12 protein-coding genes are annotated in these 14,338 nt (G+C 70.1%); 6 read left to right on the forward strand and 6 right to left on the reverse strand.

The genetic code is table 11. The features are described from left to right. Positions 1-69 precede the first annotated feature (69 nt). Positions 70-1,650 carry an AMP-binding protein gene (locus tag OHT21_RS11430; protein WP_328768163.1) on the forward strand — a complete coding sequence of 527 codons (1,581 nt, stop codon included), beginning with the start codon at positions 70-72 and terminating at the stop codon, positions 1,648-1,650. A gap of 271 nt (positions 1,651-1,921) precedes the next feature. Then, positions 1,922-3,133: an alpha/beta fold hydrolase gene (locus OHT21_RS11435; RefSeq protein WP_328768164.1), complete on the forward strand. Its 1,212-nt coding sequence runs from the start codon at positions 1,922-1,924 to the stop codon at positions 3,131-3,133. 605 nt (positions 3,134-3,738) lie between these two features. On the opposite strand, the gene OHT21_RS11440 is transcribed toward OHT21_RS11435, so the two are convergent. Together OHT21_RS11440 and OHT21_RS11445 are read right to left on the reverse strand one after the other, a co-directional pair. Next, positions 3,739-4,203, reverse strand: a complete 465-nt coding sequence (locus OHT21_RS11440) for a hypothetical protein (RefSeq protein WP_328768165.1) — start codon at positions 4,201-4,203, stop codon at positions 3,739-3,741. A 168-nt stretch (positions 4,204-4,371) separates the two neighbouring features. After that, the gene (locus OHT21_RS11445; protein WP_328768166.1) at positions 4,372-4,620 is read right to left on the reverse strand and encodes a hypothetical protein; all 249 of its coding nucleotides are present in this window, start codon (positions 4,618-4,620) and stop codon (positions 4,372-4,374) included. Between the two features lie 229 nt (positions 4,621-4,849). Here OHT21_RS11445 and OHT21_RS11450 point away from each other — a divergent pair, with 229 nt between their 5' ends. Further along, entirely contained in the window at positions 4,850-6,217 is a 1,368-nt protein-coding gene (locus OHT21_RS11450; RefSeq protein WP_328768167.1) for an FAD-dependent oxidoreductase, read from the forward strand. A 45-nt stretch (positions 6,218-6,262) separates the two neighbouring features. On the opposite strand, the gene OHT21_RS11455 is transcribed toward OHT21_RS11450, so the two are convergent. Beyond that, complete coding sequence (locus tag OHT21_RS11455) at positions 6,263-7,597, reverse strand: alpha/beta fold hydrolase (protein ID WP_328768168.1); 1,335 nt, start codon at positions 7,595-7,597, stop codon at positions 6,263-6,265. Positions 7,598-7,619: 22 nt separating this feature from the next. Between OHT21_RS11455 and OHT21_RS11460 the strand changes: the two genes are divergently transcribed. Together OHT21_RS11460 and OHT21_RS11465 are read left to right on the forward strand one after the other, a co-directional pair. Beyond that, complete coding sequence (locus OHT21_RS11460) at positions 7,620-7,844, forward strand: hypothetical protein (protein ID WP_328768169.1); 225 nt, start codon at positions 7,620-7,622, stop codon at positions 7,842-7,844. Positions 7,845-8,472: 628 nt separating this feature from the next. Further along, positions 8,473-10,002 carry a hypothetical protein gene (locus OHT21_RS11465; protein WP_328768170.1) on the forward strand — a complete coding sequence of 510 codons (1,530 nt, stop codon included), beginning with the start codon at positions 8,473-8,475 and terminating at the stop codon, positions 10,000-10,002. Positions 10,003-10,216: 214 nt separating this feature from the next. Here OHT21_RS11465 and OHT21_RS11470 read toward each other — a convergent pair whose 3' ends face one another. Together OHT21_RS11470 and OHT21_RS11475 are read right to left on the reverse strand one after the other, a co-directional pair. Then, positions 10,217-11,638 carry a sensor histidine kinase gene (locus OHT21_RS11470; protein ID WP_328768171.1) on the reverse strand — a complete coding sequence of 474 codons (1,422 nt, stop codon included), beginning with the start codon at positions 11,636-11,638 and terminating at the stop codon, positions 10,217-10,219. Beyond that, entirely contained in the window at positions 11,635-12,351 is a 717-nt protein-coding gene (locus OHT21_RS11475; RefSeq protein ID WP_328768172.1) for a response regulator transcription factor, read from the reverse strand. The genes OHT21_RS11470 and OHT21_RS11475 overlap by 4 nt, the downstream gene beginning before the upstream one ends. 194 nt (positions 12,352-12,545) lie before the next feature. Between OHT21_RS11475 and OHT21_RS11480 the strand changes: the two genes are divergently transcribed. Then, positions 12,546-13,085, forward strand: a complete 540-nt coding sequence (locus tag OHT21_RS11480) for a hypothetical protein (RefSeq protein ID WP_328768173.1) — start codon at positions 12,546-12,548, stop codon at positions 13,083-13,085. A 214-nt stretch (positions 13,086-13,299) separates the two neighbouring features. Here the strand turns inward: OHT21_RS11480 and OHT21_RS11485 are convergent, their stop codons facing one another. Further along, on the reverse strand, positions 13,300-14,280 hold the full coding sequence (locus OHT21_RS11485; protein ID WP_328768174.1) for an aldo/keto reductase: 981 nt from the start codon (positions 14,278-14,280) through the stop codon (positions 13,300-13,302). Between the last annotated feature and the right edge of the window lie 58 nt (positions 14,281-14,338).

Below are 14,338 nucleotides of genomic sequence, written 5' to 3' on the forward strand. Positions count from 1 at the left end.
CCAGTGGCCGCCCGGACAACGACCAACGGCTGTTTCGACCGATGCAGCAGACCAAGAAGCGGAGATTCAATGATCTACAAGAGCAAGTACCCGGAAGTCGCCGTCGTCGATCGCCCCGTCCATGAATGGGTGCTCGGCGAGGCCGCACGACGCGCAACGCGGCCGGCCATGGTGGACGTGTCCAGCGGACGGACACTCACCTACGGGGAGTTGGCCGCGCTGGTCCGCCAACTGGCGGCGGGCCTTGCCGCCGAGGGCATCGGCAAGGGGGACGTGGTCGCGCTGCACTCGCCGAACACGATCCTGTTCCCCGTGGTCCTCTATGCCACCACCACGGCGGGCGGGACGGTGACCACGCTGTCGCCGCTGGCCACGCCGGCTGAGATCGCCAAGCAGTTGATCGACGCCGAGGCACGGCTGATGGTGAGTGTGTCCGCGCTGATCGAGAGCGCGCGGGCCGCGGTCGAACTGGTCCGGCGGCAGACCGGCCGGGACATCGAGATCCTGGTCTGTGACACGGCGGACGGTCACCGTTCGGTGCTGGGGTTGCTGAGGGACGGCGACGTGCCGACGTTCGAGCTCGATCCGGCCGTGGATGTCGCCGTACTGCCATATTCGAGCGGCACGACGGGTGTGCCCAAGGGCGTGATGCTGACCCATCGCAACCTGTGCACCAATCTCGAACAGATGAACGGCCTGCATCGGATCGACGAGAACGACCGCGTCATCGCGATCCTGCCCTTCTTCCACATCTTCGGGCTGACCGCGCTGGTCAACAACGCGCTGCACCGTGGTGCGACCGTGTACGTGCACTCCCGGTTCGACCTCGACGCGTTCCTGACCAGCCTGGAGCGCGACCGGATCACCCACGCCTACGTCGCCCCGCCGGTGATGCTGGTGCTGGCCAAGCACCCCGCGGTCGGAAACCTGGACCTGTCGCATCTGCGGCGCGTCATCTGCGCCGCGGCGCCACTCGACGCCGGACTGCAGGCGGCGGTGGCCGACCGGCTGGGCGTGGAGATCGGGCAGGCGTACGGAATGACCGAGCTGTCCCCCGCCTCGCATCTCCATGCCGACGGCAACCTCGACGAACCCGTCGCGTGCGTGGGACACCTGCTCCCGTCGACTCGGGCGCGCCTGGTCGACCCGGTCACCGGGCTGGACGTGGCGGCAGGCCAACCGGGCGAAGTGTGGATCCAGGGACCGCAGGTGATGAAGGGCTACTTCGGCCGCCCGGAGGACACCGACGCGACGGTCGACGCCGACGGATGGCTGCACACCGGCGACATCGGTCGGGTCGACGAGAACGGGAACTGGTTCATCGTCGACCGGGTCAAGGAACTCATCAAGTACAAGGGCTACCAGGTGGCACCGGCCGAACTCGAAGCGATCCTGCTCAGCCACCCCCACATCGCCGACGCGGCGGTGATCGGCGTCAACGACGAGGAGAACAACGAGGTACCCAAGGCGTTCGTGGTGCCGGCGCCCGGTGCGTCGATCACCGCCGACGAGGTGATGGCCCACGTCGGGGGCCAGGTCGCCCCGTACAAGAAGATCCGCCGGGTCGAGTTCATCGAGGCGGTACCGAAGGCGGCCTCCGGCAAGATCTTGCGGAGGCAGCTGCGGGAGGGCGAGCCGGCGCGTCCCTGACTGGTGACCGCACCTGCCCGCGCCATGCGGAGAGCCTCCGCGGAACAAGTCCGCCGGGGATGCGGGCCCTTGGCCAGAAGGTGGCTCCTGTGCCCGGGGCGCGTTGACGAGTCGTCGCGGGCCCCGGGAGCCGGGTCCCTGGATTCCCGGCCGCCGGCCGAGTCGACCGCACCGGCACACTGATCTGCCGACGGTGCCTGATCAACTCGGCCGAGCAACCATCGGGATCGGACGTTCGACGCCCTCAGAATCGAACAAACGCTATACAGTCATGGTTGTGGGCGGCGCGGTTTACTCTTTCGGACAGTACGAGTTGGACACGGATCGCCGTCGGCTCAGCCGTGACGGGCAGCCGGTCCCTACCGAACCTCAAGCCGTGGATCTGCTCTGCCACCTCGTCGAGCACCGCGACCGCGTCGTGCCCAAGGAGGAGCTTCTCCACACGGTGAGGCGCGGACGCCCGGTCGGCGAGGCCGCGCTCACCACCTGGCTACGCACCGCCCGCCTCGCGATCGGTGACAACGCCACGCGACAGCAGTTCATTCGCACGGTGCGCGAGCGCGGCTATCAGTTCGTCGCGCGCGTGACGGTGGCCTCCACCACTCTGCCCACCGTCCCCGCCGTTACGGCAGCGGCAGAGGCGGACCGCGAGGTCATCCGGTTCTGCCGGTCCGCCGACGGTACCCGCATCGCCTACGCCACCACCGGCGAAGGCCCGCCGTTGGTGAAGACCGCCAACTGGCTGACCCACCTCGACCTCGACCGGACCACCCCGATGTGGGCGCACTGGTTCGACGGTCTCACCCGCGGCCGGCAGCTCATCCGCTACGACGAGCGGGGCTGCGGCCTCTCCGAATGGACCGTGCCCAGCTTCACCCTCGACGACCTGGTCGACGACCTCGACTCCGTGGTCGATGCCGCAGGCCTCGACCGCTTCCCCCTGATCGGGGTGTCACAGGGCGGCGCGGTGGCAGTCGCCTACGCCGCGCGCCGTCCCGAGCGGGTCAGCCGACTGGTCCTCACCGCGGCCTACGCCCGGGGACGGCAGATCCGAGCCGCCGACGACGCCGAGCGCGATGCCGCTCAGGTCGACCTGAACATCGCCCGCGCCGGATGGCGCTCCCATGACAGCAGTTTCCTGCGCTTCTTCGCCTCCCAGTTCCTCGCCGACGCCACACCCGCGGAATGGGACGCGTTCGCCGCCTACCAACGCCAGACGACCTCGCCTGCCAACGGTCTCCGCTTCCTCGAAGAGTTCACCCGCATCGACGTCTCCGGCATCGCCCACCAGGTGACCTGCCCCACGCTGATCATCCACTCCCGCGACGACGCGCGAGTCCCCGTCGCACAGGCCCTGGAACTGGCCACTCTCATCCCCGACAGCCGGCTGATCCTCCTCGAAAGCCGCAACCACCTGTTCACCGCCGCCGACCCGGCCTGGCCCACCTTCCTCTCCCACCTCGACAACTTCCTCTCCGAGTAACCGGCAGACGGGACGCGTCCGACGACGGGAGGGTGCGCACCGGTCCCCGAACCGGTTGCGAGTGCATGTGCGCCAACAACCGATACCCGCTCCGGTAAGTGGAGTTCGCGCCCCGCGGCGTGGACGGCGGCACGGTCGGTGGAGCGGCCGGCGCTTGGATTTCGCCAGTCGTACTCCGCGCTCGTGCTCGACAGCCGGGAGAGGTACCACGGCGGCGCCGCGCGCAGGGGACGAGGCGAAGCCGAAGCCTTCCTGGAGAAGACGCTCAGGGACGTCAACGGGCTGGTGCACCAACCGTCTGCGGCTGTCGGGGCACCCATCGCGCCGCCTGCGGTAACGTCCCTGCCCGTGTGGAAGACCGGCGCGTCCTTGAGATCGCGCGCTGACGGATGGCGCGAAGGGCCGCCCGGCTTCCGGACGGCCCTTCAACAAGATCTTCAGTAGTCTTCTGGCGGGGCTCCCTCACGTCGGAAGGCCGTTCCGTCATGGTTGTCGACGGTCTTGCCGGGTCCGTGAGCCCGTGGGCCTGCACGAATGGTTCGGGAAGAGCGCGTGTGACGCGGTCATCGTTCGCGCAGGTCACGGTTTGACGGAGCTCGGTCCGGCTAGCCGATGACGATGTCGCAGTCGGCCGTCCCGCGGGCGACGATGGTGGCGAAGTCCGCCTGGATGAAGGGGTCGTACGCCTCCGCGGTGAGGGTGCGGGTCGACTTGCGGGGCACCCACTTCGTCCCGGTCGAGTGCCTGACGTCCGACGCGTCCCACGACAGGTCGCAGATCCAGTGGACGTTGCGGCCCGCGGGGCGCGGGTTGGTCGCCTTCGCGTCGATCTTCCAGTTGCCGTCCGCCTTCACGGTGAACGTGATGTCGCCGCGCACGCGCTTGCTGCTGTCGCTCGTCTTGAATTCGACCGACTGGCCGTCCGACGCGACGTGCTTGGTGGTGGCGTTGGCGTGCGCGGGAATCGTTCCCAGCAGCAGGGAGCCCAGCCCGGCCCCCGTCGCGATCAGCAGCGCCAGCCCCCGCCGAGTCCGGATCTGGCCGGACGTCCTGGTGTTGTCGAGTCGCATGGTGTGTCCTTCTCTCTTGTGTCTCGCGTCTGAGGTGAAGGCCGGGCTGGGGGCGATGTCCGTACGACTGCTCCTCGGCCCGGCACCGTTCAAGCATCGGGCCCGCCACCAGGCCAGGACTTGGTGGAGGTCTGAGGCTTCCCTGAGGGGGTTCTGAGGGCGCCGCCCTCAGATCCGGCGGGCCGGATCGGCGAAGCGGTTCCCGTCCAAGGCGTTCAGGTGGTCGATCCAGGTCGGCTCGGGCCGGTCGCCGCGGCCGGCGGAGCTGGTGGCGTGCTCGGGCCCGGCCTGGTTGTGTGTGGGCTGCCGTTGGTTGATGAACCGGGCCACGCCGACGGGTGTACGGCTGCGCACGTCGATGCCGGTGCACGCCCACACACCGTCGTCTGTCGGCGTACATGCGAACGTCGCCGACATCGCCTCCCGTTCACTCCGGCCCCACGCCGGAAGCGCTGACCACTCCCGAGCTCGGCCTCGTGATCGCTTCACGATGGCTTTCGGGTCCGCCACGGGCCGGCTTCCGGCCGCCCTCAGCTCCCCCTCAGGAAAGCCTCAGATTTCCACCAAGTCCTGGCCTGGTGACGGGCCCGATGATCGAACGGGCCCGGGGCCACCTTGGCCCGGGTTCGAGCCAGAGAGGTGAGAGATGAGGGAGCGTAACGGCACCACCGCCATAGTCATCGGAGCGGGCATGGCGGGTCTGGTGACCGCACGGGTCCTGAGTGACCATGTCGACCGGGTGACGGTACTGGAACGGGACCGCCTGCCGCAGGACGCGGTCACGCGCAGGAGCGTTCCCCAGGGACGTCACGCCCACGTACTGCTGGCCCGCGGCCAGCGACTGCTGGACGGCTGGTTTCCGGGTCTCGTCGACGAACTGGTGCAGGCAGGTGCGGTCCCTCTCGACGCCAAGGACCTGGTGTGGCACCAGGCGGGCGCCTACCGGGTACGGACCGACCTCGGCTTTCTCGCGGTGTCGATGAGCCGGCCCCTGCTGGAGAGCACGGTCCGCGAGCGGCTCTTGCGGCAACGGTCCAACGTGTCCCTCACCGACGAGGCCGCGGTGGACCGCTTGATCCTGGAGGGCGACCGCGTGGCCGGTGTCCGGGTCGACGGAACCGAGCACCGGGCCGAGCTCGTGGTCGACTGCTCCGGCCGCAACACCCGTTTCCCCGACCAGCTGGCCAAAGCGGGATTCCCGGCACCCGAGGTCTCGGCCGTCCGCGTCGACACGGCCTACGGGACCCGGATCGTGCGGCGGCGGCCGGACGATCTCGACGGCACCCTCGCCCTCGTGGTCGACGACCCGGCCCGCGGTCACCGCATGGGCATGATGGTGCCGGTGGAGGGCGACCGGTGGATCATCACCGTGGGCTCGTTCCACGGTGATGTGCCCCCGACCGAGCCGGACGAGTACGAGGACTTCGCCCGCTCCCTGCCGTCGCCCGTGATCGCCGACGTCCTCGCCCGGGCCGATGCCTTCACGCCGGTCCTGAGCCATCGGATGCCCACCAGTCGGCGCCGCCGCGTGGAGCGGCTGGAGCGGACCCCGCCGGGGTTCGTGGTGCTGGGGGATGCCATCTGCAGCCTCAACCCCGTCCACTGGCAGGGGATGTCGTCGGCGGCCCTGCAGGCCCGGGCCCTGAGCCAGGCCGTCGAACGCCACGGCCCCGCCTCACCCGCGCTGGCGGGTGACTTCTACCGGCGGGCCGCCAGGGTGGTCGACGTGCCGTGGAAGATCGCAGCAGGGGCCGACTTCGCCGACCCGCGCACCAGCGGGCCCGAGCCGACCGGCACCGGCCTCGTCAACCGCTACCTCGACAAGGTGCTCGGGGCCTGTCACACCTCCATCCCGGTGGCCCGCCAGACTCTACGGGTGCAGAACCTGCTGGCTCGACCGGAGTCACTGATGACCCCGGCCATGGCCCTCCGGGTGCTGCTGGCTGCCCGCCGCTCCCCAGCGGGGGTCGAAATGCCCGCCGCGCCCTCGGCCCGCAGGCGGCCTACGGCCTGACCCGGACCCGGCAGCCGGCAGCCGGCCGATTGTCGGCCGCTGAGGTCACTCGGCCAGGAAGGCGTCGATGTGGGACAGGAACTCGTCCCAGGCCGGCTCGAACGCGGTGAGCAGGTGATTACGGCTCTTGAGCAGGACCAGCCGACTGTCGGGAATGAGAGCGGCCAGCTCACTGGCCTGCGAGGCCGGCACCCGCCCGTCGTCACGCGAATGAATGATCAACGTCGGACACTCCACCCGGTGAGCGATGTCGGACACGTCGATCCGGGCGAACTCCTCCAGGAAGCGAACCCCGTTGGCCGGCGAGGTCGTCCGCCGCTGGAAGTCGCTGAACTCCTCCCAGTCCCCCGGCGTGCCCTCGGGCAGGAACTGGGAGGCGAAGACCCGCAGGAAGCTGGGGTCCTGGTGGATCCACCCCACCCGGGCCAGATCCAGGTCGAGGTCCGCCTCCTCGCGCTCGGTCTCGTTCTGTGCCCGGATCTGCCGTCCTCGGGCGTACGCCCCGGCGAGGATCAGCCGGCTGACCCGCTCGGGACGGCGCGCGGCATAGGCGACCGCCACCGCACCACCCTGGGACACCCCGAGCAGAGGGAAGCGATCGAGCCCCGCGGCCTCGACCACGCTCTCGAGGTCGTCGACCCAGTCGTCGAACGTGAAGCTGGGCACGGCCCAGTCCGAGAGGCCGCAACCCCGCTCGTCGTAGCGGACCAGTTGGCGGTTGCGGGCGAGACCGCCCAGCCAGTGCGACCACACCGGGCTCATCCACTCGAGGTCGAGATGGGTCAGCCAGTTGGCCGCCTTGAGCAACGGCGGGCCCGAGCCGACGGTGGCATAGGCGATGCGGGTACCGTCGTCGGCCCGGCAGAACCGGATGGTCTGACGTCCCGTGCCATCCGACCCACCCGCTGTTGTCGCCTCAATGCCGGATCCCAGATCGGACCCGGCGGGCGGACCGGCCTCGACCACCGTCACCGGGGCCACGAACTGATATCCCCGCCGGTGCACCGTGCGGATCAGTCGCTGCTCGCTGCCGGTGTCGCCCACGGCCAACCGCACGGTCCGCAGCGCCGTGGTGAGGGCCGCCTCGCTGACAAAGCGGTCACCCCACACCTCGTCCAGCAGCTCGTTCTTCGACACCACCCGGTCCCGGCGCTCGACCAGGTGGCACAGCAGGTTCAGGGCCCGGGGCTCGACGTGGACCGGCTCGCCGGCCCGGCGGAGCTGATGACGAGCCGTGTCCAGCTCGTACTCCCCAAAGCGATATGTGTCCCCCTCCACCTTCGCAGCGTACAACTCCCTTCTGGTGGCGTACACATGAGCGATCCGCAGGCGTGTCGACACCCGGTCGGCAGGTGCTTCAGCCAGCTCGGCATCGCCCACCGGTGGGCTCCGCGAGAAGCGCATGAAGCGCCAGGCGAAGCTGATGCCGATGGTGCTGATCGACGACCTGGCCACCACCATCAAGTCCCTGCACGACAAGCGCCTGATCGCCACTGTGCACCACTACGGCTACTGGCCCTTCAGCGTGAACATCGCGGGCTCGACCCGATACGACGCCACGTCACGGAAGGACATGGCCAAGGCGTTCAAACTCATGCAGCGGCGTAACGCCGCAGGTCATATCTAAATGCCCACTCAGGGTGCGGTTCGTGAGGTGGTGTCCGTTTTCTTGGGCAGCCGACTTCTTCGGTCACGCCGGCCGATCCCGCAACCTCGAACGCCGCTCCGACGGCTGGCACCCCCGAGCCGACCGCGCCACGATGCTCGCCGTGATCGAGGAGTTGGCCGAAACCGCGTACAACCCTCAGCGGGTCGACCCCCCTTGCCCCACCCTGGTCGTACGCGACCAGGACCGACCTCGCCGTCGTCAAGGACGCGGGCCACGGCGTACATCTGGCCCATCCTCATCGCCCGCACGCGGCGATGGCCGAATTCCTCAACTTCCCTACAAGCGGCGGCAGTTGACCCACGGCGATGTGACTCACGTCACTGGCGGGACCTGAGGGAAGTGGTCTGCGAAGCCCCCGTAAGCCTGGCATGCTCATGCACGGCTACTGGAGGGTAACCGGCGTGTGCGCACTGTCCCGAGGACAGCTGTGTCGTCGCGGCACACCCTCCACCGCCAGATGTCATCACTCTCTGGCATCGATGACAGAGAGATCTGTGCCATCTCGCTTTGGCAGCTCCCGGTCATTTCTCGTCCCTTTCATCCCTCCTGAAGCGCACCCCCTGTCACCGTTCCCGAGGACTCACGCGTGCACAAGCTCAGAAGACATGCCCTGGTTTCGGCCCTGTCGGCAATCACCGTCGCGACCCTGCTGACCACCGGCTGCTCCGCCACCAACTCCCCTTCTACCGCCGACAAGGCGGCCGCCACGACGGCCGAGACCCCCGAGCCCGGGGCGGCCGAGGAACAACTCGCCGTCGTGTCCGCCCCGGACGGCGATGCCACCCCCACCGCCGTGGCCGATGCGAACGCGGTCGACCAGGACAAGGCCAAGAAGTCCGCGCTCAAGGTCGCGTCGTACGACAGGAAGAGCGGCCGGGCGGTCATCTCCGCACCGTCGTCCGCCTCGGACGCCAAACCGTCGGCGCCCCCGTCGGAGACGGCCTCCGAGGACCCGGGCGCGGACACGGAGTCCGAAGCGACCCCGGACGCGAACTCCGGCGCTTCGCCGGACGCGGACACCTCGCAGGACTCCAGCACGAAGCCGAAGGCCGCCGTCGCCGTCGGCGACGTCATAGCCAGCGCCCCGGCCCCCGGCGCCCCCGACGGCGTACTCGCCAAGGTCACGGAGGTCGTCGAGACGGCGGCCGACGGCGGTACCACGGTCGAGACGGAGCCTGCCGAACTCAACTCGGTCCTGGGTGAGAGCGAGGCGGACGGCACGGTCCCCGTCGACCCGTCCACCATGGAGGTCGACCCGCTCGTCCAGGGCGTGAAGGTCTCCTGGGCGAAGACCGGCGACCTCACCGTCGGCCCCGAGGGCGCGAAGCTCCCACTGGGCAGCCTGCGCATCGACGTGGGCGCCTCGGTGGAGACCGCGGCGGGCGCCCCCGCCTCGGCCGCCGCGTCCGTCGAGGGCTTCGTCCAGCTCGCCCCCGAGGTCGCCTTCTCATACGACGGTTCCGGATCCGGCTCGGGCTCCTCGCCCGGCGGCGCGTTCCTGGGCCTGACCGGCGACTGGGCCTCCCAGTGGTCCCTGAAGGGCCGCGCGGCCGGCTCGACCAACGGCGAGCCGATCCGTATTCCCTTCGCCGAACTGCACGCCGACCCCGTGATCCAGGTCGGCCCGGTCCCGATCGTCGTCAATCTGGACCTCGTCTGCTACTTCCAGGTGGACGCCGACGGCCGCGTGACGGTCGACGTCGAACAGGACCTCAAGGGTGACTTCAAGGTCGGTGGCAACTTCACCTGGGCCAAGGGCTGGCAAGGCGTGAGCGAGTCCCACATGGCCGGTGAGCCGCTGAAGACGACGGTCACCGCCGCCGGCGACGTCAAGGCCGCGATGGGAGCCGAGGCGACGATCGGCCTCTACGGCACGGTCGGCGTCACGGCCGACGTCGCCCCGTACCTCCGCGCCGAGGCCGACGCGTCGGCTGAGGGCTCTGCGGACGGCACCGGCTCGGGCTCCGGCTCCTGGGCCCTGTACGGCGGCATCGACCTCACCGGAACCCTCAACCTCCAACTCTCCATCTTCGGCACGCCGATCTTCCAGACGAAGATCCCGCTCGGCGCGGTACACGAGGAGTGGCTGCTGACGAAGGGCGAGGCGAGAACGTAGGTGATCGCGTCCGTGCCCTGCCGCACGTCCTGATTGCCCGCAGGCCCTGCCCCGCCTCCGAGTGGGCAGGGCCTGCGGCGTCCGGCCGACCGGTGGCGCGTCCGAAGCGGCTGCGCCGCCGTCTCGGCCTTCCGGAGCAGCGCAGACGGTGACCGTGGAGCCGCCCCCGCTGTTGGGACCAGGTGATCACGCCGCCGGGCATGCAGGCGCAAGGTCAGCGTCGTGTTCGGGGCGTGTCGGGGGCGCCGGTCTGGGCCTCCGGCGGGATGGTGCCGGGGCGGGGCGGCAGACGGACGGTGAAGCAGGCGCCGCCTTCGGGGGCGGGCCCATGGGCGGTGATCGTGCCGCCGAGCCGGGTGGTCAGGCGATGGGCTATGGCCAGGCCGAGGCCGCTGCCGACGGCCCGGATGCCGCTGTAGCGGTCAGTGAGGGTGCCGCGCTCGAAGGCGATGGCCATGTCCTCCTCGGTGAGGCCGGGACCGCCGTCGCGGACCTCCAACCGGGCTCCGGGGTCGTCCTGGTACAGGGCCAGTACGAGGGGGCGGCCCGCCGGGGTGACACGCAGGGCGTTCTCGGCGAGGCCGTCGATGAGCTGGCGTACCCGGAAGCCGTCGGTGGTGACCGGCAGGGGGTGCCGTGGGCGTTCGAGGCGGAAGTCGACGTCGTGGCGGGCGCAGCGGGCCGACCAGGCGGTCGCGGCCTCGGCGACCAGTGCGTTCAGGTCGACCTCGGTGTTGTCCAGCCGGAAGTCGTCGGCTTCGAGGCGGGCCAGGGCGAGCAGATCGCCCACGAACCGCTCCAGCCGCCGGATCTCGGAGCGCAGGATGCGACCGGTCTCGGGAACCTCGTCTCCCGTGATCACCTCGTCGGCCAGTGCCTCGGCGTATCCGCGTGCGGCGGTCAGCGGGGTGCGGATCTCGTGGGAGACGGACATCAGGAAGTCCCGCTGCCGGTTCTCGCTGTGGGCCAGCGCCGAGTCGAGGGAGTTGAGCGCGGCGGCCAGTTCGGCCACTTCGGCGGGTCCCTCCGTGGGGACGCGGAGTCCCCGCTCGCCCTCGGACAGCCGGTGGGCGGTGGCGGCTGCCGAGGTGAGCGGTCTGGCCAGACGCCTGGCCAGCAGCGCACCGGCCACGGCCGAGCCGGTCAGTCCCAGAGTGAGAGGGAGCACCAGGCCGCCGCGCATCCGGTCGGTGGCCTCGTCGACGGAACTCATCGGCTGCGCGAGGACCAGGCCGCCGCCGTCGCGTGCTGGAACCCCCTCGACCAGCACCTCATGACCGTCGAGGGTCGCGGTCGTGGACAGGCCGTCGCCCGCGAGCAGCGTCCGGCGCGCGTCGGTGCCCACGACCGCCGCGGCCGGACCATCCACCTTGCCGGAGGGCCGGACGAGGGCGAGCGCGGTGCCGCTCGGGCCGGCGATCCGCTGCTCGCGGCCCAGCAGCACGGAGGCCAGGGGAGGCGTTCGGGCCAGGATCTCGGCCTGACGGGAGAGCTGTTCGCGTCCCTGGGCCTCGGCGTTCGTACGGATCATCCGCCAGGCGAACAGCCCGGTGAGTACAACGGCCACCGCTGCCACAGAGGTGGTGAGCAGGACCAGGTTCACGGCCAGGGAGCCGTGGCGGCGTGCGGTGGTCATCGGCCGGTGTCGCTGACGCCGTACCCGACCCCGCGGACGGTACGGATCGGGCTGGCGTCGCCGAGCTTGGCCCGCAGCTGCGAGACGTAGACGTCCATCACGCGGGTGTCTCGGTAGCCCGCGTAGCCCCAGACCTGCGCGAGCAGCTGTTCTCGGGAGAACACCTGCCCGGGGTGACCCATCAGATAGGCGAGCAGGTTGAACTCGGTGGTCGTCAGCTCCACCGGGTCGTTGTCCACCTGCAGGGTGCGCCGACCGGTGTCGAGGGTGAGCCGCCCCAGCCTGCACACCGGGTTGCGCTGCGGGCCCTGGGCGCGGCGCAACAGACTCTTGACGCGGGCGACGAGTTCATGGGGGGCAAAGGGCTTGGTGAGGTAGTCGTCGGCGCCGAGTTCCAGGCCGAGGATGCGGTCGGTCACCTCGTCGCGGGCGGTCACGAACACGACGGGGGTCCAGTCGCCCTCCTCACGCAGCCGACGGCAGACCTGGATGCCGTCCATGCCGGGCAGGGTGATGTCCAGCACGATCGCCACCGGGCGCATCCTGCGGGCGGCGGCCAGGGCGCCGTCGCCGTCGATCTCGACGTGGACACCGAAACCCTCCCGGGCCAGGTAGCGGCGCTCCAGGTCGGCGATGTGCCGCTCGTCCTCGACGACCAGGACGAGCCCCTTGCTCTCAGGTCCTCTGCTCTCCGGGCCCGTGTTCTCCGGCATGTGCTTCTCTCCTCGCACCCCGGGGACGCGGGGGCCGTCCCGGGGCACCGGGGATGCCACCGATGCTACCCAGGGCCGCAGCGGCGGAGCACGCCCGCCGCCGATCCTTACAGCGCCCGAACATTCGCCGAACCTTCCGCTCGTACGCCGTCGACAGGCTGGGGCCCAAATCCATGGAGGAACGGGAGGACCTCGTGAACAGCATCGCCACCGCCGTATCCCGCCGGACCCGGATGACCACGCTGGCTATCGCGACCGCCGCCGCAACGACTGCGCTGGTGTGGGCGGCGTCCTCGGGATCGACCAGCGCCACCTCGGCCACTGTGGACACCTCCGCGGTCCTACTCGCCGGCGCGGATCCTCTCGCCCTTGCCGACGCTCAGCCGCGCCCTTTGCCCGGTTGGCTGCCGATGGAGCTGCGGGCCGACCTGCGACAACTGCGCACCATGGAGCCGCGGCAGCGGGGTGAGGCAGCGGAACGTATCTGGCGGGACGCGCTGGCCGGTGAGTATGGCGCCCGGGTGCAGTTCCGGGCCGTCGAGGCCCAGCAGCGCTTCCAGACGTTGCCTGAGGAACTGCGCGACGACCTCAAGCAGTTGCGCGGACTTGAGGGCGACGCACTGCGTGACGCGCGCCAGGAGATCCGCGACAAGGCGCTGGACGGCGAGTACGGCGCCGAGGTCGAGCACTGGGCCGAACGCCGGTCCGAGACAAGGAAGCAGGACGGAGCGTGACGCCGCAGCATCTTGGGGCAGGGTGGGTGGAACAGGGGCGTGCTTGCCTCCGCCGTGCTGCTCGCCGTGCTCGTCCCGGCGCGGGCCGTCGCCGCCAAAACCGACCCGCTGCGCCCCAGCAGTAGGGGCCGGAGCTGAGCGGCCTGGCCGCCGCGGATGGCCCTGGCCGCAGGCGGTCCACGGGAGCAGTCACCGATGCTGACAGGCGGTCACGTCAGGAGTGGCCGAGGACTCGGTGGGGCTGGTACGGGGCCTCCAGGCGGGCGATCTCCTCCTCGCTCAGAGACACCTCCACCGCCGCGACCGCGTCGTCCAGATGGTTCAGCTTGGTCGCGCCCACGACCGGTGCGCTGATCGCAGGCTTGCCGAGCAGCCACGCCAGGGCGATCTGCGCGGGCGGCAGCCCCCGCTCAGCGGCGACCTCGCGCACCGCGTCGACCACGTCGAAGTCGGCGTCCCCGTACAGTTTCTCGGAGTACTGGTCGCTGCCCGCGCGGACCGTGAGCTGCTTGCCGCCGCGTTCGCGGGAACCGGCGAGCAGCCCGCGCGCCAGCGGGCTCCACGGGATGCAGCCCACTCCCTGGTCGAGGCAGAGCGGGATCATCTCGCGCTCCTCCTCGCGGTAGGCCAGGTTGTAGTGGTTCTGCATCGACACGAACTTCGTCCAGCCGTGCGTCTCCGCGACGTGCTGGGCCTTGGCGAACTGCCAGGCGAACATGCTGGACGCGCCGATGTAGCGAGCCTTGCCGGAGCGCACCACGTCGTGCAGCGCCTCCATGGTCTCCTCGATCGGCGTCTCGTAGTCCCACCGGTGGATCTGGTACAGATCCACGTGGTCGGTCCGCAGCCGCCGCAGCGAGGCATCGATGCCGGACAGGACGTGCTTGCGTGACAGGCCACCGTCGTTGAGTCCGGAGCCCATCGGGAAGTAGATCTTCGTGGCGAGCACGTAGTCGTCACGGTGGGGGAAGAACTTGTCGAGCAGCCGCCCGGTGATCTCCTCACTCACGCCGCGCGAGTACATGTCCGCGGTGTCGAAGAACGTCACCCCGGCCTCCGCAGCCCGACGCACGATGGGCTCGGCCGCCTCCTCGTCCAGGAACCACGCGCGCCGGGCGGGATCGCCGTAGCTCATCATGCCGAGACAGACCCGCGAAACCTTCAGCCCTGTCGAGCCCAGCCTGGTGTACTTCATGCCGTTTTCTTCCCTCAATCTCGTTACTGCTGCCCTGGTTGGGCTGCCTGCTGATGGA

The organism is Streptomyces sp. NBC_00286, assembly GCF_036173125.1.
Taxonomy (GTDB): Bacteria; Actinomycetota; Actinomycetes; order Streptomycetales; family Streptomycetaceae; genus Streptomyces.